The 23304-nt window shown below is 75.1% G+C and carries 22 protein-coding genes; 15 read left to right on the top strand and 7 right to left on the bottom strand.

What is annotated here, in order from left to right; translation table 11 throughout:
• Positions 1-63: 63 nt before the first annotated feature.
• Positions 64-2022 (bottom strand): glycosyltransferase, encoded by a 1959-nt coding sequence (locus BD833_RS04570; RefSeq protein ID WP_166531927.1) that lies wholly within the window; start codon positions 2020-2022, stop codon positions 64-66.
• A gap of 31 nt (positions 2023-2053) precedes the next feature.
• A complete protein-coding gene (gene glf, locus BD833_RS04575; RefSeq protein WP_166531928.1) occupies positions 2054-3241 on the bottom strand; it encodes a UDP-galactopyranose mutase in 1188 nt (395 codons plus the stop codon).
• Positions 3242-3415: 174 nt separating this feature from the next.
• Here glf and BD833_RS04580 point away from each other — a divergent pair, with 174 nt between their 5' ends.
• Genes BD833_RS04580 through BD833_RS04595 form a run of 4 tightly spaced genes read left to right on the top strand, consistent with a single transcriptional unit; the run spans position 3416 to position 7219 of the window.
• Positions 3416-4354 (top strand): glycosyltransferase family 2 protein, encoded by a 939-nt coding sequence (locus tag BD833_RS04580; RefSeq protein WP_243737441.1) that lies wholly within the window; start codon positions 3416-3418, stop codon positions 4352-4354.
• Position 4355: 1 nt separating this feature from the next.
• Positions 4356-5456, top strand: coding sequence for a mannose-1-phosphate guanylyltransferase (locus tag BD833_RS04585; protein ID WP_166531929.1), 1101 nt, complete (start codon positions 4356-4358; stop codon positions 5454-5456).
• Positions 5457-5478: 22 nt separating this feature from the next.
• Positions 5479-6249, top strand: a complete 771-nt coding sequence (locus BD833_RS04590) for an SDR family NAD(P)-dependent oxidoreductase (RefSeq protein ID WP_166531930.1) — start codon at positions 5479-5481, stop codon at positions 6247-6249.
• Positions 6203-7219 carry a DNA-3-methyladenine glycosylase family protein gene (locus tag BD833_RS04595; protein WP_243737442.1) on the top strand — a complete coding sequence of 339 codons (1017 nt, stop codon included), beginning with the start codon at positions 6203-6205 and terminating at the stop codon, positions 7217-7219. Before BD833_RS04590 ends, BD833_RS04595 begins: the two co-directional genes overlap by 47 nt.
• Before the next feature lie 11 nt (positions 7220-7230).
• Here the strand turns inward: BD833_RS04595 and rfbA are convergent, their stop codons facing one another.
• From rfbA to cofD, 3 genes are read right to left on the bottom strand one after another with little or no spacing between them, the layout of a single operon-like run.
• Positions 7231-8097 (bottom strand): glucose-1-phosphate thymidylyltransferase RfbA, encoded by an 867-nt coding sequence (rfbA, locus tag BD833_RS04600; protein ID WP_166531931.1) that lies wholly within the window; start codon positions 8095-8097, stop codon positions 7231-7233.
• A gap of 29 nt (positions 8098-8126) precedes the next feature.
• Positions 8127-9191: a coenzyme F420-0:L-glutamate ligase gene (locus tag BD833_RS04605; protein WP_208092328.1), complete on the bottom strand. Its 1065-nt coding sequence runs from the start codon at positions 9189-9191 to the stop codon at positions 8127-8129.
• Positions 9184-10134 carry a 2-phospho-L-lactate transferase gene (gene cofD / locus BD833_RS04610; RefSeq protein WP_166531932.1) on the bottom strand — a complete coding sequence of 317 codons (951 nt, stop codon included), beginning with the start codon at positions 10132-10134 and terminating at the stop codon, positions 9184-9186. The genes BD833_RS04605 and cofD overlap by 8 nt, the downstream gene beginning before the upstream one ends.
• Before the next feature lie 373 nt (positions 10135-10507).
• Here cofD and BD833_RS23370 point away from each other — a divergent pair, with 373 nt between their 5' ends.
• Positions 10508-10750: a WhiB family transcriptional regulator gene (locus BD833_RS23370; protein ID WP_166532068.1), complete on the top strand. Its 243-nt coding sequence runs from the start codon at positions 10508-10510 to the stop codon at positions 10748-10750.
• Between the two features lie 36 nt (positions 10751-10786).
• A complete protein-coding gene (locus tag BD833_RS04620; protein WP_166531933.1) occupies positions 10787-11617 on the top strand; it encodes a GNAT family N-acetyltransferase in 831 nt (276 codons plus the stop codon).
• 7 nt (positions 11618-11624) lie between these two features.
• Here BD833_RS04620 and BD833_RS04625 read toward each other — a convergent pair whose 3' ends face one another.
• The gene (locus BD833_RS04625; RefSeq protein WP_166531934.1) at positions 11625-12542 is read right to left on the bottom strand and encodes a hypothetical protein; all 918 of its coding nucleotides are present in this window, start codon (positions 12540-12542) and stop codon (positions 11625-11627) included.
• Positions 12543-12569: 27 nt separating this feature from the next.
• The gene (locus tag BD833_RS04630) at positions 12570-13037 is read right to left on the bottom strand and encodes a metallopeptidase family protein (RefSeq protein WP_166531935.1); all 468 of its coding nucleotides are present in this window, start codon (positions 13035-13037) and stop codon (positions 12570-12572) included.
• 232 nt (positions 13038-13269) lie between these two features.
• Between BD833_RS04630 and BD833_RS04635 the strand changes: the two genes are divergently transcribed.
• The 9 genes from BD833_RS04635 to ahcY all read left to right on the top strand — a co-directional run bounded on the left by BD833_RS04635 (position 13270) and on the right by ahcY (position 23206).
• A complete protein-coding gene (locus tag BD833_RS04635) occupies positions 13270-13620 on the top strand; it encodes a DUF3499 domain-containing protein (protein ID WP_166531936.1) in 351 nt (116 codons plus the stop codon).
• A 36-nt stretch (positions 13621-13656) separates the two neighbouring features.
• The gene (locus BD833_RS04640) at positions 13657-15033 is read left to right on the top strand and encodes a phosphomannomutase/phosphoglucomutase (protein ID WP_166531937.1); all 1377 of its coding nucleotides are present in this window, start codon (positions 13657-13659) and stop codon (positions 15031-15033) included.
• Positions 15030-15239, top strand: a complete 210-nt coding sequence (locus BD833_RS04645) for a Trm112 family protein (RefSeq protein ID WP_243737443.1) — start codon at positions 15030-15032, stop codon at positions 15237-15239. The genes BD833_RS04640 and BD833_RS04645 overlap by 4 nt, the downstream gene beginning before the upstream one ends.
• A 13-nt stretch (positions 15240-15252) precedes the next feature.
• Positions 15253-16395, top strand: coding sequence for an SIS domain-containing protein (locus BD833_RS04650; protein ID WP_166531938.1), 1143 nt, complete (start codon positions 15253-15255; stop codon positions 16393-16395).
• Positions 16396-16483: 88 nt separating this feature from the next.
• Entirely contained in the window at positions 16484-17428 is a 945-nt protein-coding gene (locus BD833_RS04655) for a DUF808 domain-containing protein (protein WP_166531939.1), read from the top strand.
• A gap of 80 nt (positions 17429-17508) precedes the next feature.
• A complete protein-coding gene (locus BD833_RS04660; protein ID WP_166531940.1) occupies positions 17509-19257 on the top strand; it encodes a glycerol-3-phosphate dehydrogenase/oxidase in 1749 nt (582 codons plus the stop codon).
• Between the two features lie 90 nt (positions 19258-19347).
• Positions 19348-20523, top strand: a complete 1176-nt coding sequence (manA, locus tag BD833_RS04665; protein ID WP_166531941.1) for a mannose-6-phosphate isomerase, class I — start codon at positions 19348-19350, stop codon at positions 20521-20523.
• Positions 20524-20612: 89 nt separating this feature from the next.
• Positions 20613-21521, top strand: coding sequence for a GmrSD restriction endonuclease domain-containing protein (locus BD833_RS04670; protein ID WP_243737444.1), 909 nt, complete (start codon positions 20613-20615; stop codon positions 21519-21521).
• A gap of 188 nt (positions 21522-21709) precedes the next feature.
• A complete protein-coding gene (ahcY, locus tag BD833_RS04675) occupies positions 21710-23206 on the top strand; it encodes an adenosylhomocysteinase (protein ID WP_166531942.1) in 1497 nt (498 codons plus the stop codon).
• Positions 23207-23304: the final 98 nt, after the last annotated feature.

Raw genomic sequence — 23304 nt, forward strand, 5'->3', positions numbered from 1 at the left:
CGCAGGACGCGGACGGCCCCGGGGAGCGTGCTCCCCGGGGCCGTCCGCGTCGGTGGCCGGGACTCAGCTCCGCTCGTAGCCCCAGGCCTCGAAGGCCTCGCTCCAGCCCTCGACCGAGGTCAGCCGCGGCGCAGCCTCCCGGTAGCGGCGCTGCAGCTCCGGGAACTCGCGCGACATCTGCCGCAGCAGCCCGAGCGACTGCAGGAACAGCGAGCGGAACAGCTTCGGGTCGCGCTGGCGGAACGTGACGCCCCGGCCGTCGGCGGTGCCGACGGTGGCGCTGTCCAGCCGGGCCAGCAGGAACCAGCGGGCGTCCTGGAAGGAGAGGTCCAGCTGCGGGACCTCGCGGTTGCGGGGTTCCACCGGGGTGGCGTTGTGCGCGATCGCCTTCGCCAGCGTCGAGGCGATGCTCACCGGGTTGGTCGGGATCTTCCGGAAGCCGATCGCCTCCGCCGGGCTCATCGACGGCAGCGGCAGCTCACCGGAGGAGGCGAGGACCCGGCCGTCGGAGTGCGTGGCCCGCACCTCCCGGGCGCGCTTGACCGACCCCGGCATCCCCTCGAACAGCCCGTCCGGACCGGCGAGGAAGTCGCGGTAGGCCATCTGGTGCAGCTCGACCGTGGAGTACTGCAGCGTCATGAGGAACCGCAGGTCGTGCTTGATCATCTCGCGGAACATCCGGCCGCCGTGCTGGTGCGGGGAGTGCAGCGCGGCCGCGACCAGCCGGTTGCGGATGTGGTAGTACGCCTGCCAGTCGCTGGCGTCGTCCTTGTCCCCCCACGACAGGTGCCAGATGGCGGCGCCGGGCAGCGACACGGTCGGGAAGCCGGCCGCGAGGGCCCGGAGCCCGTACTCGGCGTCGTCCCACTTGATGAACAGCGGCAGGGGCATGCCGACCTCCGCCCACACCGTCCGGGGGATGAGGCACATCCACCAGCCGTTGTAGTCGACGTCGATCCGGCGGTGCAGGTCCGGGGACTCGCGCAGCGACTCCTCGCCGAAGTCGTGGAAGTACTCGGTGTTCGGGGCGTTGCGCCAGAAGAAGTTCGAGCGGTCGACGATCTCGCCCATCGTGTGCAGCACCGAGCGGTCCTGCAGGGCCAGCATCTGCCCACCGACGATCGTCGGGTTGGAGCTGTAGGCGGCGAACGCCCGCGCCCGGAGCAGGCTGTCGGCCTCCAGGTGGATGTCGTCGTCGAGCAGCACGATGTGCGTGGCCTCGCTGCGGGTGAACGACTCGTGGATCGTCCGGGCGAACCCGCCGCTGCCACCCAGGTTGGGCTGCTGCACGATCCGCAGCCGGTCACCGAGCGCCTCGGCGACGGCCGGGAAGCGGGCGGCGTCCCGGACGTGGTCGTTGCCCTGGTCGGCGACGACCACCAGGTGCAGCTGGTCGCGCACCGTCTCGTCGTCGGCGAGGGCCTCCAGGGCGGCGACGGCGTCGATCGGACGGTTGTACGTGCAGATGCCGACCGCCAGCTTCGGCTCCTCGGCCGGCGCCTCGGGGGCGTACCAGCCGGCGTGCCGGACGGTCGTGGTCTCGTCGCTGGTGACGTCGAACCAGTACCACCCGCCGTCCACGAACGGCCCGAGGTCCAGCTCGAACTCCAGCGTCCGCTCCGGGCCGTCGTGCATGGCGCCGGTGACGTGCATCGACTCACCGTCGGCCTTGGACCGGTAGACGTCGATGCGGCAGCTGCCCGAGAGGGTGATCCGCAGGACGACCGACGACAGCGTCGTCCACCGGCGCCAGTAGCTGGCCGGGAAGGCGTTGAAGTAGGTGGCGAAGGAGACCTCCCATCCCGGGGCGAGCTCGGCGGTGAACCGGTCGAGGGCCTTGGCCCGCCCGGAGTTCACCTCGTCCAGGTAGAGGGTCCGGACCTTGAGCTGGTCGGCCGGGCGGGGCATGAGCACCCGCTGGAGGAGTCGCACGCCCTTCCCGGGTGCGAGCTCGTCCGGGCTGGGCTCGGCCACGGTCTCGGGGGAGACCGGGGCGTCGTCGGCGATGGTGTCCGTCGTCATGGAGCGGGTTCAGTCCTCGGGGTCGGCGGCGTCAGTCGTCGAGGCGGCCGTCGAGCGCGCCGCCGTCGTCGAAGAAGGGCCGGATGCGGTTGTCGAACATGCTCAGGGCCGAACCGATGGCCATGTGCATGTCCAGGTACTTGTAGGTGCCCAGCCGGCCGCCGAAGAGAACGCGCTTCTCCGCAGCCTCCTTGGCCGCCAGCTCGCGGTAGCGCTCGAGCTTGGCCCGGTCCTCGGGCGTGTTGATCGGGTAGTAGGGCTCGTCGCCGGTCTGCGCGAACCGCGAGTACTCCCGCACCACCACGGTCTTGTCCTTGGGGTAGTCCCGCTCGGGGTGGAAGTGCCGGAACTCGTGGATGCGGGTGTAGGGCACCTCCTCGTCGGCGTAGTTCATCACCGACGTGCCCTGGAAGTCCTCGATCGGCAGGACCTCGGTCTCGAAGTCCAGCGTTCGCCAGCCCAGCTCGCCGGCCTCGTAGCCGAAGTACTTGTCGATCGGGCCGGTGAACACCGTCGGGACGTCGGAGGGCAGCTCGTCCCGGACGTCGAAGTAGTCGGTGTCCAGCCGGACCTCGATGTTCGGGTGGTCGGCCATGCGCTGCAGCCAGGCGGTGTAACCGTCCTTCGGCAGACCCTCGTAGGTGTCGTTGAAGTAGCGGTTGTCGAACGTGTACCGCACCGGCAGGCGGGCGATGACCGCGGCCGGCAGGTCGGTCGGTTCGGTCTGCCACTGCTTCTTGGTGTAGCCGCGGATGAACGCCTCGTAGAGGGGGCGGCCGATCAGGGAGATCGCCTTCTCCTCGAGGTTGGCGGCCTCGGCGGTGTCGAACTCTCCGGCCTGCTCGGCGACCAGGGCGCGGGCCTCGGCGGGGGAGAAGCTCTTGCCGAAGTACTGGCAGATGGTGGCCAGGTTCATCGGCAGCGAGTAGGTCTGACCCTGGTAGATCGAGTAGACCTTGTGCTGGTAGTTCGTGAACTCGGTGAACTGGTTGACGTACTGCCAGACCCGCTCGTTCGACGTGTGGAAGAGGTGGGCGCCGTAGACGTGCACCTCGATACCGGTCTCCGGCTCCGGCGCGGAGTAGGCGTTGCCGCCGATGTGGTCGCGGCGGTCGATGACCAGTACGCGCTTGCCCAGCTGGGTGGCGACGCGCTCGGCCACCGTGAGGCCGAAGAAACCGGAGCCGACGACGACGAGGTCTGGGCGGGGTGACGTCACGCCTGGCGACTGTACCGGCGGAACCCGGCCGGACACGCGCCGAGGGAGGGTCGGGACGGGGGCCCCGGGGGGTGTGACGACCCCTCCCGTCACACCCTGCGCACCCGTCGCAGCGGGTGCTCTGCGGCCGCCGTGCGGGCAGCGGCGCGCACGGCGTTCTCTAGAGTCGCCCGGGTGACCACAGACGCCGGAACGCTGCGCGTCGTCGCGGTGACCTACTCACCCGGCGCCGCCCTGGAAGGCTTCGTCGACTCGCTCGCGCTGGCGACCTCCCGGCCGGTGGACGTGGTCCTCGCCGACAACGGGTCGACCGACGGCGCGCCCGAGCGCGCCGCCGCCCGGCACCCGCACGTGCGGGTGCTCCGGACCGGCGGCAACATCGGCTACGGCGCGGCGGCGAACGCCGGCCTGGCCGACCTGCGGGCGGGCCGGGCCCTGATCGCCAATCCGGACCTGCGCTTCGCCCCGGGGTCGGTCGACGAGCTGCTGGCCGCCGCCGACCGGTGGCCCCGCGCGGCCACGTTCGGGCCGGCGATCATGACCCCCGACGGCGCGCTGTACCCCTCGGCGCGCGACCTGCCGCGGCTGTCCACCGGCGCCGGGCACGCGCTGCTCGGCTGGGGATGGCCGGGCAACCCCTGGACGGCGCGGTACCGGCGGGAGCGGGAGGAGCCGCGGGAGCGCCCGGCCGGCTGGCTGTCCGGCTCGTGCCTGCTGGTCGACCTGGAGGCCTACTGGTCGGTGGGTGGCTTCGACCCGGGCTACTTCATGTACTTCGAGGACGTCGACCTCGCCGAGCGGCTCACCCGCCGCGGCTGGCTGCACGTCTACGTGCCCACGGCCGTCGTCGAGCACGAGGGCGGGCACGCCACCCGCCGCGAGCCGCACCGGATGCAGCGGGTGCACCACACCAGCGCGCTGCGGTACCTCTCCGGGCAGTACCCGCGGCGCCGGCACGCGCCGCTGCGCGGTGCCCTGCGGGCCGGTCTGGGCGGGCGGATGCTGGTCTCCTACGTCAGCGGCCGGGTGGCCGCCGGTGCACGGTTCCAGCGACGCGCCGGGGAGCTGGCCGCCGTGCCCGCGACGGGCCGGCCCGAACGGGGCGAGGACTGACATGCGGCACGCGGTGATCATGGCCGGCGGCTCGGGGACGCGGCTGTGGCCGCTCTCCCGGAGCGAGCGGCCCAAGCAGCTGCTCGACGTCGTGACCGGCGAGGACGGCGCGCCCCGCAGCCTGCTCGCCGAGGCCTGGGAGCGGCTGCGCGCGGTGCTGCCGGCCGAGGCCATCTGGGTCTGCACCGCCGCGCGCTACGCCGACCAGGTGCGCGCCGCCCTGCCCGGGCTGCACCCGGGGCGCCTGGTCCTCGAGCCGGTGGCCCGCGACACCGCCAACGCCGTCGGGCTGGCCGCCGCGCTGGTGGCCGACGCCGACCCCGACGCCGAGCTGGCGGTGGTCAGCGCCGACCACGTGATCCGGCCGGTGGAGCGCTTCGCCGACGCGCTGCGCGCCGCCTACGACGCGCTGGCGACCCGGCCGCGGGCGCTGATCACCCTCGGCATCACGCCGACCTCCCCGGCCACCGGCTTCGGCTACGTGCAGCGGGGGGCGCCCACCGGCCTGCCCGGTGTCGCCGAGGCCGCCTCCTTCCGGGAGAAGCCCGACCGCGCCACCGCCGAGCAGTACCTCGCCTCCGGCGAGTACCTGTGGAACTCGGGCATGTTCGTCTGGCGGGCGCGCACCGTCCTGGAGGCCCTGGCGGAGCACCTCCCGCAGAGCGCCGAGGGGCTGGCCGCCGTCGTCGCCGCACCGGCGGGCCCCGAGCGCGACGCCGTGCTGGCCTCGGTCTTCCCGACCCTGCCGAAGATCAGCGTCGACTACGCGGTGCTCGAGCCGGCCGCGACCGAGCCGGGCCGGGTGCTGGTCGTCGACCTCGACGTCGACTGGCTGGACGTCGGGTCGTGGCCGGCGCTGGCCCACACGCTCGACGACGACGGCTCGGGCAACGCGGTCCGCGGGCTCGCGGTGGTCCTGGACGGCTCCGGCAACATCGTGCTCAGCGACGACCCGGACCACCTGGTGGCGCTGGTCGGGGTCCGCGACAGCGTGGTGGTGCACACCGCCGACGTGACCATGGTCTGCCCGGCGATCGAGGCCGAGCGGGTCAAGCAGCTGCTCGGCGCGGTCGAGGAGCGGTACGGGTCACGTTTCGGCTGAGCGGCCTGGTTAGCCTCCGGGCATGAAGAGCTTCGACGTCGCAGCCGTGGTCTCCGGAGGAGCCTCCGGGCTCGGCGAGGCCACCACCCGAGCCCTGGCCGCCCGCGGGGCCGCCGTCACGATCCTGGACCTCCAGGAGGACAAGGGCGCCGCCCTGGCCGCGGAGCTCGGCGGGCACACGACCTTCGTCCGCACCGACGTGACCGACGAGGCCTCGGTGCAGGCCGCGGTCGCCGAGGCGGCGGGCAAGGACCGGCCGCTGCGGATCGCGATCAACTGCGCCGGCATCGGCTGGGCCCAGCGCACCGTGGGCCGCGACGGCCAGCCGCACGACCTCGGCGCCTTCACCCGCACCGTGATGGTCAACCTCGTCGGCACCTTCAACGTGCTGCGGCTGGCGGCCGCGGCGATGGCGACGACCGAGCCGGGCGAGGACGGCGAGCGCGGCGTGATCGTGAACACCGCCTCGATCGCGGCCTACGACGGGCAGATCGGCCAGATCGCCTACTCCGCCTCCAAGGGCGGCATCGTCGGCATGACCCTGCCGGCGGCCCGCGACCTGTCCAGCGTCGGCGTGCGCGTGTGCACCGTCGCCCCCGGGCTGGTGGACACGCCGCTGCTCGGCTCGCTGCCCGAGGAGGCGCGGCAGGCGCTGTCGGCGGGCATACCCTTCCCCAAGCGGCTCGGACGTCCCGACGACTTCGCCCAGCTGGCCCTCGCCATCGTCGAGCACGGCTATCTCAACGGTGAGGTCATCCGGATGGACGGCGCGCTGCGCATGGCACCCCGCTGACCTTCCCCGGGAGCACCTCCTGAGCACGAGCACCACGCCGGGCACCCGGGCCGCCGCCGACTACGCGGCCGCCTGGGTGCCCGGCTGGCCGCTGGACCTGGTCCGGGCGCTGGCGCCGCACCGGCGGGGCGCGGCCGACCCGACGATGCAGGTCGCCGACGGCGGCCTCTGGCGGACGACGAGCACCCCCGACGGGCCGGCCACGGTCCGGATCTCCCGCGCGGCCGCGGAGCTGCGGATCGAGGCCTGGGGGCCCGGCGCCGCGCGGGCCGGGGCGGCGGTGCCCGGCTGGCTGGGCGCCGACGACCGGCCCGACGACTTCCGGCCGGGTGCCGCGCACCCGGTCGTGACCGAGCTGCACCGCACCCACCCGCACCTGCGGCTGGGCCGCACGGGGCGGACGTGGGACGCGCTGCTGCCCGCCGTCCTGGAGCAGAAGGTGACGACGGCGGAGGCCTACCGGGTCTTCCGGGAGCTCTGCCGGCTGGCCGGCGACCCGGCGCCCGGCCCGGCGCCCGACGGCATGCGGGTGGTGCCCTCGGCCCGGCGGGTCCTGGAGGTGACGGACTGGGAGTGGCACCGCTGCGGCCTGGACGGGGCCCGGCGCCGCGCCCTGAGGGCGGTCGCCGGGGTCGCGCACCGCATGGAGCCGGAGACCGGGTGCGACGACTCCGCGGAGCTGCAGCGCCGGCTGCGGACGGTGCCCGGCATCGGCGTGTGGACGGCGGCCGAGGTGGTGCAGCGGGCGCTCGGCTGCCCGGACACGGTCAGCGTCGGCGACTACCACCTGAAGAACACCGTCGGCTTCGCGCTGACCGGGCGGCGGAACACCGACGACGAGGAGATGCTCGCCCTCCTCGAGCCCTGGCGGGGGCACCGGCAGCGGGTGGTGCGGCTGATCCTGGCCGGGGGGCCGCGCCGGCCGCGCCGCGGCCCGCGGTTCGCCCCGGTCGACAACCGGCGCCGCTGACCCGCCTCCGCCTAGCGGTCGCGCAGCAGCCCGAGGAGGTAGTCGCCGTAGCCGCTCTTGCCCAGCGGTCCGGCGGCGCGCACGAGGCCGTCGTCGTCCAGCCAGCCGTTGCGCCAGGCGACCTCCTCGATGCAGCCGATCTTCAGCCCCTGGCGCTCCTCGACGACGGAGACGAACTCGGTGGCCTGGCGCAGCGACGCGAACGTCCCGGTGTCCAGCCAGGCGGTGCCCCGGTCCAGGGCGGTGACGGTCAGCCGATCCTGGCGCAGGTAGTGCTCGTTGACCGCGGTGATCTCCAGCTCGCCCCGGGCGCTGGGTCGGATGCCCCGGGCGACCTCGACGACGTCGCCGGCGTAGAAGTACAGCCCGGGGACGGCGTAGGAGCTCTTCGGCGTGGCCGGCTTCTCCTCGATGGAGAGCACCCGGCCGGCGTCGTCGAACTCCACGACGCCATAGTCCTGGGGGTTCGCCACGTGGTAGGCGAACACGTGCCCGCCGGCGGGTTCGGGCAGCCGGGAGAGCGCCGTGCCCAGCCCCGCGCCGTAGAAGATGTTGTCGCCCAGCACCAGGGCCGCGGCCTCGCCGCCGAGGAACTCCGCCCCGATCAGGAACGCCTGCGCCAGGCCCTCGGGCTGCGGCTGCACGGCGTACTCGATCCGCATCCCCAGCCGGCTGCCGTCGCCGAGCAGGTGCCGGAACGCGTCGCTGTCGCCGGGGGTGGTGATGACCAGCACCTCGCGCACCCCGGCCATCATCAGCGTGGAGAGCGGGTAGTAGATCATCGGCTTGTCGTAGACCGGCATGAGCTGCTTGCTCACCGCCTGCGTGATGGGGAACAGACGGCTCCCGGTGCCCCCGGCCAGGATGATCCCGCGCATGACCGCCGACCCTACCGACGCCGGATGGCTCAGGGCGGGGGAGCGCCGAGCCAGAGCCTCCCGACGAGTGAGGTCCCCCCGGCGGTGGGGGCCGGCTCCCAGCGGGTCGCCCAGCCCTCGGCGTGCAGCTGCACGATCGCCGCGCCGACCAGGGCACCCGCGTTGAGGGCGCTGGTCGTGGTCACCGCGTCGGGCAGGTGGACGTCGACGGCGCCGTCGCCCTCGCCGCCGTGCCGCAGCACCACGGGGAACTCCGGCAGCGCCGCGCTGGCGACGCGGAAGGCGGCGGCCGCGGCGTCCCGCTCGCCGGCGCGGGGCACGAGCCCGGGCACCGGCGCGCGGGAGCCCACCAGGTCGCGGGTGCCGTAGGGGAAGAGGTCGTCGGCGGGGAGGCGGACCAGCGGGCGGGTCCCCGCGTCGGTGTCCCCGGCCGGGCGCTGCGGCGGCAGGCCGCGTACGACGGCCACCGGCACCCCGGCGAGCTTGCCCTTGACCAGGTCGGCCGCGGCGGCCAGCTCGTCCACCACCGCCACCCGCGTGGTCTCGAGCCGGTTGCCGTGGGAGTCGACGGCCCCCCGGTGGTCGTCCAGGGCATTGATCCCGGCGGCGCCGACCGCGACGTCGGTGAGCCCTTCCCGCCAGGTGCGGCCGAAGGTGTCGCTCACGACCACGGCGACGTCCACGCCGGCCAGCTCGCCCAGCCGGGCGCGCAGCCGGCGGGCGGAGGCGTCGCCGTCCTCGGGCAGGAGCACCAGGGTGTCGCTCGCCACGTTGGACGCGTCGATGCCGGCGGCGGCCACGACCCATCCCTGGGGCGTCTGCACGATCCTGAGCGGCCCGCGCCGGGCCACCGTGCGCACGGTCTCCCCGTCGATCGCCCGCTGCCGGGCGGCCTCGCGGTCGGCTCCGGGCTCGACCCGGACCAGCCGGCCCTCCACCTTGGAGACCACCTTGGAGGTGACCACGACGACGTCGCCGTCGGCCAGCCACGGAGCCGCGCCGGCGACGGCCGCGGCCAGGTCGTCGCCCGGCCCGAACTCCGGCAGCCCGGCGACGGGCAGCACGGAGATGCCGGCCGGGACCTCGCTAGGCACGAGCGGCGTCGAGGGCGGCGCGGGCCATCGCCGTGGTCGCCTCGGGGGAGGACATGAGCAGCGGCACCCGGCGCACGTCGACGCCCGGCACCTCCGCGGCGTCGTCCTCGGCCACCAGCCAGGCGTCCAGCAGCCCGCCGTCGCGGCGGGCGCCGTAGTGCCGGCCGACGCCCTCGGCGCTCACCTCGATGCCCAGGACGGGCAGGCAGCGGTCGGCCATGCCCCGGACGACGGCGCCGCCGACGATCGGGGAGACGCCCACGATGCGGGCGGGGGAGCCCAGCAGCGCCTCGCGCAGCCCGGGGACGCCCAGCACCGTGCCGATGGACACCACCGGGTTCGACGGCGCCAGCAGCACCGCGTCCGCGGCGGCGAGCGCCTCGGTCACGCCCGGGGCCGGGCGGGCGGCGTCGACACCGACCTGGACGAAGGCCGACGCGTCGAGGGCGGCCCGGTGCCGGACCCACCACTCCTGGAAGTGGATGGCGCGCTGGCGGCCGTCGTCGGGATCGGTGACGACCACGTGCGTCTCCACCCGCTCGTCGCTCATCGGCAGCACGGTCACGCCGGGCTGCCACCGGTCGGCGAGCGCCGCGGTCACCGCCGAGAGCGGATAGCCGGCGTCGAGCATGCGGGTGCGGATGAGGTGGGTGGCCAGGTCGCGGTCGCCCAGGCCGAACCACGCGGGGTCCGCGCCGTAGGCGGCCAGCTCCTCCTTGACCGTCCAGCTCTCGCCCGCCCGGCCCCAGCCGCGCTCCTCGTCGATGCCGCCGCCGAGGGTGTAGACGACCGTGTCGAGGTCGGGGCAGATCCGCAGCCCGTGCAGTGTCACGTCGTCGCCGGTGTTGACCACGGCGGTGATCTCCGCGTCCGGTGCCGCCGCACGCACTCCGCGGAGGAAGCGAGCCCCTCCGGTCCCACCGGCCAGCACCACGATCTGCACGAAACCCATCGTGCCCGATGAGCAGTTGTCGACTGTTCGCCGGGCGTGTCGAGGGGAGCCACGAGATGTGACGAAGGCCCTGTGACGCGTGGGGCTGGTGTGGCGTGTCGCTTACACCGGGCAAAGTTGACGGCCGGGCAACGACACGCGTGTAATTCCGGCGGTGTCGACGAGCGCTGAACGGCCCGGGAACGTCCTGCCGGCCGCGCATCGCGACAAGAGCGAGAGGGGACCAACCGTCATGGCCGAGGTTTCGTGGCTGAGCGACTACGTGAACGGGTCCGAGCGGTCGGCCGACCGGCTGGGGGCCGCCGCCGGCCAGGCCACCGGGGTGGCGGTGGGCCAGGGCACGGGCCAGCCGTTCGTCGGCTTCCTGGGCTTCGGGCTCGAGCCCGAGGCCCAGTCGTGGCAGGAGCGCGCCCTGTGCGCCGAGACCGACCCGGAGGCGTTCTTCCCCGAGAAGGGCGGCTCCACCCGTGAGGCGAAGAAGATCTGCACCGGCTGCGAGGTCAAGGCCGAGTGCCTCGAGTTCGCGCTGGCCAACGACGAGCGCTTCGGCATCTGGGGCGGCCTCTCCGAGCGCGAGCGGCGCCGGCTCCGCCGTCGCGCCGTCTAGCTCGTCCCGCGCGGCGGCTGTGGTTCGCTGCGGACCGTGACCGCCGCCCGCGTCGTCCCCGGCTCCGCCCGCGTCGCCCTCGGCCGCGCCGAGGTGGCCCGCGAGGTGCGTGCCGCCGACCGGCTGGCGCACGAGCTCCGGGCGCCGGTGACCGCCCGCGCCCCGTGGCTGACCGCTGTGCTCAACCAGGGGGCCGCGCACCGGTTCGCGCCCCGGCCGGCGGCCGTCGTGGTGGACGGCGAACCCGGCGGCCCGCCCCTGGCGGCGGCGTTCCTCTCGCTGCGCCGCCGAGGGCCGGTCACCGAGGTCTCCCTCCTGGGTCAGCTGGCCTCCCCGCTGCCGCCCGGTGGTCCCACGGCGTCCCTCCCGGCCCGGGACGAGGCGGCCGCCGAGCGGCTCGCCGCCGGCATCCTCGGTCTGCTGGAGAGCCGCCGCGGTCCGTGGTCGCTGCGGCTGACCGGCCTCCCGCTGGGGGACCCGACCGTCCGCGCACTGGCCGCGCGCCTGCCGACGGCGGTGGTGGCCAACGCGCGCAGCACCCGGCTGGTCGACGCGCTGGACGGGCCGGTCGAGCGGCGTGCCGACGCGCGGTTCCTCGAGCGCTGGCTGCCCGACCTCCTCGCGGCGCTGCCGGACCGCCGGGCCCGTGACTTCGTGCGCGGCGCGGCCCGGCTGCACGCCGCCGCCGGCCGGCTCGAGCTGGCCGTCGTCGCCGACGGCGGGCGGCTCCGCGCTGGGCTGCTGACCCTCGTCGAGGGAGCCGACCGCCGGCCGTGGTGGGGAACCGCGCCCGCCGGCGGGCTGACCGGCGGGATGGGGGCGCCGGTGGTGGGGCTGACCGCGCCCGGACGGCGCTGGCCGCGCTGACCGGACGTCAGTCCGGGGTGCGCCCCGTGCTCTCCGCCGGCGCGACCGGCGCCGTTCCCGAGCCGAGCGTGAGCTCGCCGACGAACGAGCTCCCGGTGCCGGGCCCGCCGCCGGGCGCGAGGGTCAGCTCCAGGTCGTAGACCCGGCCGGTGGGCTCGGGTGGCGAGCCGCCGGGGCGGGTGCTGGTGGCGACCTCCCCGCGCAGGGTCAGCTCCTCGCCGTTCCGCTCCACCCGCAGCCGGGGCGTGCTCAGGGACGCGTGCTCGACCTGGGCGGCGGCGCATCCCGCGGCCACCGGGTCCGGCGGCGGTGCCGTGGTCAGGCAGTTGTACGTCGGCAGTCGCAGGTCCAGCTGCGCGCCGCCGTCCCCGAACCCCAGGCGCAGCTCCGGGTAGGCGGCGGTGATCCCCACCGCCCGTGGTTCGAGCACCAGCCCCGCGGCGCTCAGCTCGGCGACGACCGGGCGCTCGGCCCCACCGCCGCCCGCCGGTGCGCCCTCCCGCGGCCGGGTGGCAGCCGCCGGCGGCCGGTCACCGGTCCCGCTGCCGGCCACGACGGCGGCGGCGGTCCCCACCACGGCCAGCGCCACGAGGCCTCCCGCGGCCAGCGGGACCAGCGCCCGTCGGCGACCGTCGTCACGTCGCGCCGGCGGTGCGGCGGGTGCGGGTGGCGGCGGGGCGAGCGCCGCCCAGCCGGCCGGCCCGGGGCCGGCCGGCCGGGTGCCGGGCGGGTGCTCGAGGAAGTCGGCCAGGTCGTCGACCGGGCCGGCCGTGGCCGGGACCGGCCGGGGCGTCGCACCGGGCCGGCGGCGGGCCGCGCCGCCCCGCGCGAGGACGCGCGCCGCCGCGACGCACAGCGCCACAGCAACCACGGCCAGGACGCCCAGCACGGCGCCGACCAGGAGCCAGGCGGCGGAGTCGTCCATCCCGCCCAGCATCTCAGCCGCCCCCGGTCATCCGGTGGGGTCGATCTCCTCGGGGTCGCGGCCCAGCAGCGTGGCCACCTGGTCGACCACGACGTCGCGCACCAGGTCGGCCAGGTCGTCCCGGTCGTTCGCGCGCAGCTCCAGCGGCCGGCGGTAGACCACGATGCGCGGCGGGACCTCCTGCCCCTGCTCCCGGCGGGCCGGCAGCAGCCGGGCCAGCGGCACGCCGCCGTCGTCGAGCACGTCGGAGTCGAGCTCGGCCTCGTCCGGATCGGTGCGCTCCACCCACGGCACGTCCTCGACCGCGAACTCCACCCCGGCCAGCTCCCGTTCCCAGCGCCGTTCCAGGTCCTCCACGGCGTCGAGGACCAGGTCGTCGAACTGCTCCGCGCGGCTCCGGGACAGCGGCACCTGGGTGGGCACCAGACGGCCGCGCAGCCCGCGGCCGTGGCGGTCGCGGCGGGAGCGGGCGGGGCGGCGGGCTGGGCGGCTCATGACGGGGCGAAGACTACGGCGGGTACTACGGCAGGCCGCGACACACCGCGCTCCGGGACGGCGCGCCGGAACTCTTCCGGCGCGGCGCCGCGCCACGCCGCAACCCCGGCCCGACCGGTGACGATGCCCACGGGGTCATCGTGCAGGATGGTGCGGAACGGGCCGATTCCCGGTGCGCCTGCTGTCGCGCCCCGCCGGGCGGGATTACTGTGCCTGACGTGAGGAACCGGTGGTGAGGCAGTCACGGCGCTGCTCGCGCAGCGGCTGCGCCCAACCGGCGGCGGCGACCCTGACCTACGTCTATGCGGAGTCGACCGCCGTCGTGGGCCCGTTGGCGACGTACTCCGAGCCGCACAGCTACGACCTGTGCGAGTTCCACGCCGAGCGGCTGACCGTGCCCCGCGGCTGGGAGGTCGTCCGGCACGAGATCGACGTCGAGGACGCCGGTCCGACCGGGGACGACCTGCTCGCGCTGGCCGACGCCGTGCGCGAGGCGGCCCGGCCCGAGCCGGCGCGCGCGCCCGCCGACGACGGCAGCGGGATCCGCCGCGGGCACCTCCGGATCCTCCCCGACCTCTCCTGAGCGACGCGGGCTCCGGCCCACCGATAAGGTCGCTCCGTGCGTGATCTCTCGGCCCTGATCAAGGCCTACGACGTCCGTGGTGTCGTGCCGGACCAGTGGGACGAGGACGTCGCGCGGGCGATCGGCGCCGCGTTCGCCGAGTTCGTCCGCGCCGACAGCGGCGCCACCACCGTCGTGACCGCCCACGACATGCGGGACTCCTCCATCCCGCTGTCGCGGGCCTTCGCCGAGGGCGTCATCGCCCGCGGTATCGACGTCGTCGAGGCGGGCCTCGGCTCCACCGACCTGCTGTACTTCGCCGCGGGCTCGCTGGGCGTGCCGGGCGCGATGTTCACCGCCAGCCACAACCCGGCGCAGTACAACGGCATCAAGATGTGCCGGGCCGGGGCCGCCCCGATCGGCCAGGACTCCGGGCTGGTCACCATCCGGGAGTGGGCCGAGCGCGACTCCTACGACCGGGTCCCCGACCGGGTCGGCTCGGTGAGCAGCCAGGACGTGCTGGCCGGCTACGCGGCGCACCTGCACTCGCTGGTCGACCTCCGCGGCGTCCGGCCGCTGAAGGTCGTGGTCGACGCCGGCAACGGCATGGGCGGGCACACCGTGCCCGTCGTCCTGGCCGGCCTGCCGCTGGAGATCGTCCCGCTGTACTTCGAGCTCGACGGCTCGTTCCCCAACCACGAGGCCAACCCGCTGGACCCGGCGAACCTGGTCGACCTGCAGCGGGCGGTCGTCGAGCACGGCGCCGACATCGGCCTGGCGTTCGACGGCGACGCCGACCGGGTGTTCGTGGTCGACGAGCAGGGCGCGCCGGTGAGCCCGTCGGCGATCACCGCGCTGGTCGCCGTCCGCGAGCTGGCCAAGGGCCGGGGGACGACGATCATCCACAACCTGATCACCTCCCGCGCGGTGCCCGAGATCGTCCGCGAGCACGGCGGCCAGCCGGTCCGCACCCGCGTGGGGCACTCGTTCATCAAGGCCGAGATGGCCCGCACCGACGCCGTCTTCGGCGGTGAGCACTCCGCCCACTACTACTTCCGCGACTTCTGGCGCGCCGACACCGGCATGCTCGCGGCCATGCACGTGCTGGCCGCCCTGGGCGAGCAGGGCCGGCCGCTGTCGGAGCTGACCGCCGGCTACGCCCGTTACGCGGCGTCCGGGGAGATCAACTCCACCGTCGCCGACGCCGCGGGGCGGACCGCCGAGGTCCGCGAGATCTTCGAGGCGGAGGGCGCGACCTTCGACGAGCTCGACGGGCTGACCGTCGAGCTGCCCGACGGCGCCTGGTTCAACCTCCGGGCCAGCAACACCGAGCCGCTGCTCCGGCTCAACGTGGAGGCGCCGGACGAGGCGCGGATGACCGAGCTGCGCGACCGCGTCCTCGCGACGGTGCGCGCCGAGGAGGGGCCGAGATGACCGGAACGCCGTCCAGCACGTCGAGCGGCCCCCTGGGCCTGGACCCCGAGCTGCTGGCGATCCTGGCCTGCCCGGACACCCACCACACGCCGCTGACCGTCGACGAGGCGGCCGGCGAGCTGGTCTGCGGCACCTGCTCCCGCGGGTTCCCGGTCCGCGACGGCATCCCGGTGCTGCTGCTGGACGAGGCGCGGCAGCGCGGGTGAGGGCGGGTACGCCATGACCTCGCCGGAGCTCGCCGAGGAGGTCCTCGACGACCTCGAGCTGCTGCGCGCCCGCGATCCGCGCGGACTGCTGCCGGCCGTGGCCGGCGCCGGCGCGCAGGTGCGGGAGACCGCGCGGCTCACCGAGGAGGCGGGCCTGGGCCGGGTCACCGAGGGCGGCCGCCCCCGGGGCCTGGTCATCGTGGCCCGGCGGGAGGGGGCGGTCGCGGCGTCGGTGCTGCGGGCCCTGCTGGGTCCCTCCAGCCCGGTGACCGTCGACGTCGTCCCCGGTCCGGCGCTGCCGGTGTGGACCGGGCCCAGCGACATCGCCGTCGTGGTCACCCGCACCGGGGCGGGCGCGTACGCCGTCACCCCGGCCTACGAGGCCGCGCGCCGGGGGGTGTCGCTGGTCGGCATCGGAGCCGACGACTCGCCCCTGCGGGCGGCCTGCTCGACCGCCCGGGCCCCGTACGTGGCCCTGCCCCGGAGCCGGGTGCGGCACACGACGCTCTGGTCGCTGCTGACGCCGATGCTGCGGCTGGCCGCCGACCTGCGCCTGCTGCCCGAGGGGGCCGCCGACACCGAGGCGGTGGCCGCGGCCCTCGACGAGGTGGCGGCGGAGTGCGGGCCGGCGCGGGAGACCGTGGTCAACCCGGCGAAGACGCTGGCCCTCGAGCTGCTCGACGCGCTGCCGGTGATCGCCGCCGAGGGGCCGCTCGCCGGGGCGGCCGCGACCCGCGCCGCCGACCAGCTGGCCACGCTGGCCGGGCTGCCGGCGGCCGGGTTCCGGCTGCCCGACCAGCGGGTGGCCGCGTGCGCCGTGCTGGGTGGCCCGCTGGCGCCCCAGGACGCCGAGGACTTCTTCCGCGACCGCGCCGACGACACCGGCCGGCGGCTGCGGCTGATCACGATCCGCGATGCCGACGCCGGCGCGAACGGCGGCGCGGAGGAGCGGGAGCCGCGGTCGGCCGCCGAGGCGATGCAGCAGGTGCTGCGCACCGCCGCTGCGCACAGCGTCCCGGTCAGCGGGCTCGCCGAGCACGGCGAGCCGGAGCGCTTCGCCCGGCTGCCGCGCGTGGCGCGCCAGCTGGCCGTCGCCGACTTCAGCGCCGTCTACCTCGCTCTCGCGCTCGACCACGAGCGCGCCGCGCGGCCGTGAGCCGGCCCGGCCTCCGAGCGGGTCGCCGCCGGACAGGCCACCATGACCCGAACAGCCGAACCGGGCTGACCGACCGGAAGGACTCCCCGTGGCGGGTGGACTCGTAGCCCTGCTGGACGACGTGGCGGTGCTCGCGCGCGCGGCCGCGGCCTCGATCGACGACATCGGTGCCGCGGCGGGGCGGGCCAGCATGAAGGCCGCCGGCGTGGTCGTCGACGACACCGCCGTCACGCCGCAGTACGTGCACGGGCTCAACGCCGACCGCGAGCTGCCGATCATCAAGAAGATCGCCCTGGGCTCGCTCCGCAACAAGCTGCTGATCATCCTCCCGGCGATCCTGCTGCTCAGCCAGTTCCTGCCGTGGCTGCTCACCCCGATCCTCATGATCGGCGGTGCCTACCTCTGCTACGAGGGGGCGGAGAAGATCTGGCACCGGGTGAGCGGGCACACCGAGGCCCACGCCACGGTGGAGGACGCGCTGCCGGACGAGAAGACGATCGTCTCCGGCGCCGTGCGCACCGACTTCATCCTGTCGGCCGAGATCATGGTCATCAGCCTCAACGAGGTGGCCAGCGAGGCGTTCTGGTCCCGGGCGATCATCCTGGTGGTCGTCGCGATCGGTATCACCGTGCTGGTGTACGGCGTCGTGGGCCTGATCGTGAAGATGGACGACGTCGGGCTGAGCCTGTCGCAGCGGGCCGGGAAGGGCGTGGCCGCGTTCGGCCGCGGCCTGGTGAGGGGCATGCCCAAGCTGCTCTCGGCGCTCACCGTCATCGGCACCGCGGCGATGCTGTGGGTCGGCGGGCACATCATCCTGGTCGGCACCGACGAGCTGGGCTGGCACGGCCTGTACGAGGTCGTGCACCACCTGGAGGAGCTGGCCCACGACGCCACCGGTGCGCTCGGCGGGGTCGTCGGCTGGCTGGTCAACACGCTGGCCAGTGCGCTGCTCGGCCTCGTGATCGGGGCGCTGGTCGTCCTGGTGCTGAACCTGACGCTGCACCGGAAGAAGGACGGGGCGGCGGCCCACTAGGCGGGCCACCGGGCGGCGCCCAGCCCGTCGCGGCGGGTCGCGGGTGCGCGACCGGGCGGTCGGCAGGGACAGTGGAGGGCATGCACCCGGGGGAGACCGACCGCACGCTGCTGTCGCCGGAGCGGCGGCGGGCCGACCGCGCGCGGCTGGCCACCGACGTCGTCGACGTCCTCGTCATCGGCGGCGGGGTGACCGGCGCCGGAGCCGCGCTGGACGCCGCCAGCCGGGGCCTGTCGGTCGGGCTGCTGGAGGCCCGCGACTGGGCCGCCGGCACCTCGAGCCGGTCGAGCAAGCTGATCCACGGCGGGCTGCGGTACCTCGAGCAGCTGGCGTTCCCGCTGGTGCGCGAGGCGCTCACCGAGCGGGCGCGGCTCGTGACCACCATCGCCCCCCACCTCGTGCGGCCGCTGCCGTTCCTCCTCCCGCTGACCGCGCCGGTCTGGCAGCGGGCGTACTACGGCGCGGGGGTCGCCCTCTACGACGTGCTCGGCGCGGCCTTCGCCCGCGACCGGGCGATACCGCGCCACCGGCACCTCTCCCGGCGGGCCGCGCTGCGGGCCTTCCCGGCGCTCCGGCGTGACGTCGTCCGCGGCGCCATCCGCTACTGGGACGCCCAGGTCGACGACGCGCGGCACACCCTCGCCGTGGTCCGGACGGCCGCCGGCTACGGCGCGGCCGCGCTCTCGAGCGCGCGGGTGGTCGGGCTGCTGCGCGACGGGGAGGCGCCGGACGCCGCCGTCACCGGCGTCCGGGTCGCCGACCTGACCGACGGCTCCTCCTTCGAGGTCCGCGCCCGCAGCGTCATCGCCGCCACCGGCGTCTGGAGCGACGACGTGGGCGAGATGCTCGGGGCAGCGGCTCCCAGCCTCCGGGTGCGCGCCTCCAAGGGGGTGCACCTCGTGGTGCCGCGCACGGCCATCGACGGCGGCGACCTCGGCCCGGACGGCCTGATCCTCCGGACGCCGACCAGCGTGCTGTTCGTGATCCCCTGGCGGGACCGGTGGATCGTCGGCACCACCGACACCCCCTGGCGGCTGGACCGCGACCACCCGGCCGCCAGCAGCGCGGACATCGCCTACCTGCTCGACCAGGTCAACCGGGTGCTCAGCCGGCCGCTCTCGGCCGACGACGTCGTCGGCGTGTACGCGGGGCTGCGGCCGCTGCTGGCGGGGGAGTCCGACGAGACCAGCCGGCTGTCCCGCGAGCACGCCGTCGTCACCCCGGTGCCGGGGCTGGTGCTGGTGGCCGGTGGCAAGTACACGACCTACCGGGTGATGGCCGCCGACGCCGTCGACGCCGCGGTGGAGGCGCTGCCGGGAGCGCCGGGCTCGCGCACCGCGCAGCTGCCGCTGGTCGGCGCCCGCGGCTGGGCGGGGGTGCGCGACCGGGCCGCCGGGCTCGCCGCGGAGCACGGCCTGCCCGAGGAGACGGTGACCCGGCTGCTGCACCGCCACGGCGACGAGGTGCTCGCCGTCCTCGACCTCGTGCGCGGCGACCCGGCGCTGGGCCGGCCCCTGGACGGCGCCCCCGAGCACCTGGCGGCGGAGGTGGTGCACGCGGTGACCGCCGAGGGGGCGCTGCACGTCGACGACGTGCTGACCCGCCGCACCCGCATCTCGATCGAGACGCCGCACCGGGGGGTGGAGTCGGCGCCGCAGGTGGCGGCGCTGATGGGCGGGGTCCTCGGCTGGGACGACGAGCGCACCGCCCGCGAGGTCCGGCACTACACGGCGCGGGTCGAGGCGGAGCGGGAGTCGCAGCGGATGCTCGACGACCGGACCGCCGACGCCGCGCGCCTGGGCGCCCCGGACGTGCGGGCAGCGGTCTGAGCAGCCGGGATCCCCGGATCCGCCGTTGGGGGGAGGGCGGGGGCGCCGTCGGGGTCCGGGGCTCCCGCGGGCGGGTAGCCTGCGATCCCGATGTGGCTTCTGACGAACACCGTGCGTCACTACCCGTGGGGCTCGCGCACGGTCATCCCCGAACTGCTCGGTGAGCCCAGCCCGGCCGAGCAGCCCTACGCCGAGCTCTGGATGGGTGCGCACCCGGACGAGCCGAGCGTGCTCTCCGACGGGACCCCGCTGGACGAGGCGATCGAGGCCCGGCCCGGCCTGCTGCTCGGCGAGCCGGTGCGCGCGCGGTTCGGGGACCGGCTGCCCTTCCTCATGAAGGTGCTCGCCGCCGACACCCCGCTGTCGCTGCAGGCCCACCCCACCATCGAGCAGGCGCAGGCCGGCTACGCGGCCGAGGAGGCCGCCGGCATCCCGCGGGACGACCCGACGCGCACCTTCAAGGACGCCTCGCACAAGCCCGAGCTGCTGCTGGCGCTCACCACCTTCGAGGCGCTGTGCGGCTTCCGCCCGGTCGAGGAGTCCCTGCACTGCCTGGCCAAGCTCCAGGTGCCCGAGCTCAAGCCGACGATCGCCGCCCTCGCCCGTGGCGGGCTGCGGGCCGCGATCCCGCAGCTGCTCGCCCTGCCCCCGGAGGGCCGGACCACGCTGGTCGAGGCGGTCGCCGTCGCCGCCCGGCGGTTCGTGGCCGCCCACGACCCGGAGTTCATCAACACCTACCGCTGGGCCGCCACTCTCGCCGAGTCCTACCCCGGTGACCCCGGCGTCGTCATCTCGCTGATGTGCAACCACCTGAAGCTGGCGCCGGGGGAGGCGGTGTACCTCCCCGCGGGCAACCTGCACGCCTACCTGTCCGGCGCCGGCGTCGAGGTGATGGCCAGCTCGGACAACGTGCTGCGCGGCGGGCTCACGGCCAAGCACGTCGACCTGGCGGCGCTGATCGAGGTGCTCGACTTCAGCGACGGGCGGGTGCCGGTGATCCACCCGGTGCTCGGGCCCGGCGGCCTGCGCTACCCGGTGCCGGTGGCCGACTTCGACCTCACCCGGTGCCAGCTCGACGACGGCTCCGGCGTCCTCACCACGCGCGGTCCGCAGGTGCTGCTGTGCACCGAGGGCACCGCCGTGCTCGCCTCCGCCGACGGGGAACTGACCCTGGAGAAGGGGCGGTCGGCGTTCATCCCCGCAGGGGCCCCGGTCAGCGCCCGCGGCCCCGCCGTCCTCTACCGGGCCACCACGAACCTGAGCTGACCGGCCGCGGCCCGGCGTTGCGCCGCCGGAGCGGCCGCGGACCGGCCTAGCGTCGGGGCCGAGTGGTTCCGGCTGGGTGGGGGAGTTCCGTGCACGTCCGTCCCGGCTCCTGGCCGCGCCGTCTCGGGGGCGCGGTCCTCGTGCTGGGCCTCGCGAGCGCCCCGGCCGGCTGCGGCGAGCTCGACCCGGCCGGGAGCAGCGGGGCCCCGCAGCCCGCGGCCGCCACCGCCGGCGGCACCCCGGTGGCCGGCTCGGCCCTGGCCGCACTGGACGGCGTCGCGGTCAAGGGCCGGGCGCCGCGCACCGGCTACGAGCGGGACCGCTTCGGCGACGGCTGGGTGGACACCGACCGCAACGGCTGCGACACCCGCAACGACATCCTCGCGCGCGACCTCACCGGCGAGACGTTCCGGCCCGGCACCCGGGACTGCGTCGTGCTCACCGGCACCCTCGCCGACCCGTACTCCGGCCGCACGATCGAGTTCCGCCGCGGTGAGGGCACCAGCGACGACGTGCAGATCGACCACGTGGTCGCGCTGTCCGACGCCTGGCAGAAGGGCGCCCAGGGCTGGGACGAGGCCGAACGGGTCCGGTTCGCCAACGACCCGGTGAACCTCCTGGCCGCCGACGGCCCGCTCAACATGCAGAAGGGCGACGGCGACGCCGCGACCTGGCTGCCGCCGGACACCTCGTTCCGCTGCGCCTACGTCGCCCGGCAGGTCGCGGTGAAGGCCGGCTACGGGTTGTGGGTGACGCAGGCCGAGCACGACGCGATGGCCGGCGTCCTGGCCGGCTGCCCCGACGAGCCGCTGCCCGGCCCCGGCCCGGACGCCGCGGGCCCCGCTCCGGAGGTCGCCACGACCCCCGGGCCCGCCGCGCCGGTCTACGCCGACTGCGCCGCCGTCCGGGCGGCCGGGGCCGCTCCCATCCGGCGCGCCGACCCCGGCTTCTCGCCCGCCTTCGACGGCGACGGCGACGGGGTCGGCTGCGAGTCCTGACTCCAGCCGCCGTCGGCGCGTGCCGATGCAGATCGTGCACGACCGAATTCTCGAGCCGGGAGTCACGACGTCCCGGGCCGCCGTCCTATCCTGGACGACGGCACGAGCCCCGCCGAAGCCTCGGCATGCTCGCTCTCCTTCTGACCCCGAGCGCCCGCCGACGAGTGCGGGCGCGGACCTGGAGCGACATGACCGCCAGCACTGGCACCCGTGGACTGACCACCCCGACCGGCGAGGCCGACTTCAAGGTCGCCGACCTCTCCCTCGCCGGCTTCGGCCGCAAGGAGATCCAGCTCGCCGAGCACGAGATGCCCGGCCTGATGGCGCTGCGCGCCGAGTACGGCGACGCGCAGCCGCTGGCCGGCGCCCGCATCGCCGGCTCCCTGCACATGACGGTGCAGACCGCCGTGCTGATCGAGACGCTGACCGCGCTGGGCGCCGACGTGCGCTGGGTCAGCTGCAACATCTTCTCCACGCAGGACCACGCGGCCGCCGCGATCGTCGTCGGCGACGGCACCCCGGAGCAGCCCGCCGGTGTCCCGGTGTTCGCCTGGAAGGGCGAGACGCTGCCCGAGTACTGGTGGTGCACCCAGCGGCTGTTCGAGTTCCGGGACTCCTCCGGTGAGGTCGTCGGGCCGAACATGCTGCTCGACGACGGCGGCGACGCCACCCTGCTGATCCACCTGGGCACCCGCTTCGAGGCCGACGGCGTCGTCCCCGACACCACCGAGGCCGACTCCGAGGAGTACGGCGTGATCCTCGACGTGCTGCGCGGCACGCTCGCCGAGGACGGCGGCTACTGGACCCGCATCGGCCAGGGCATCGCGGGCGTCACCGAGGAGACCACCACCGGGGTCATGCGGCTCTACGAGCTCGCCCGCGAGGAGCGGCTGCTCTTCCCGGCGATCAACGTCAACGACTCGGTGACCAAGAGCAAGTTCGACAACCTCTACGGCTGCCGGCATTCGCTGATCGACGGGATCAACCGCGCCACCGACGTGATGATCGGCGGCAAGGTGGCCGTGGTGTGCGGCTACGGCGACGTGGGCAAGGGCTGTGCGGAGTCCCTCCGCGGCCAGGGTGCCCGCGTGATCGTCACCGAGATCGACCCGATCAACGCCCTGCAGGCGGCGATGCACGGGTACGAGGTGACCACGCTGGACGAGGTCATCGGCAAGGCCGACATCATCATCACCGCGACCGGCAACAAGGACATCATCTCGGCCGACCAGCTCGGCCGGACCAAGCACCAGGCGATCATCGGGAACATCGGCCACTTCGACAACGAGATCGACGTGGCCGGGCTCGCCCGCACCCCGGGCATCGAGCGGACCACGATCAAGCCGCAGGTCGACGAGTGGCGGTTCGCCGACGGCCACACGATCATCCTGCTGTCCGAGGGCCGGCTGCTGAACCTCGGCAACGCCACCGGGCACCCCAGCTTCGTCATGAGCGCCTCGTTCTCCAACCAGGTGCTCGCCCAGATCGAGCTGTGGACCAACCGGGCCGCCTACGAGGGCCGGACCCCCGGCGTGACCGTGCTGCCCAAGAAGCTCGACGAGCACGTGGCCCGGCTGCACCTCGACGCGCTCGGGGTGAAGCTCACCGAGCTGTCCAAGGTGCAGGCCGACTACATCGGCGTGCCGGTCGAGGGGCCCTACAAGAGCGACCACTACCGCTACTGATCGTCGCCATCCAGGCACAGGAAGCTCCACCTGCGGGTCCGGCGCCCCGGACGTAGGTAGAGCTTCCTGTGCCTGATCCCTCGGGCGGAGGAGGGCGC

Origin of the sequence: Blastococcus xanthinilyticus (assembly GCF_008124835.1) — a bacterium.
GTDB lineage: Bacteria > Actinomycetota > Actinomycetes > Mycobacteriales > Geodermatophilaceae > Blastococcus > Blastococcus xanthinilyticus.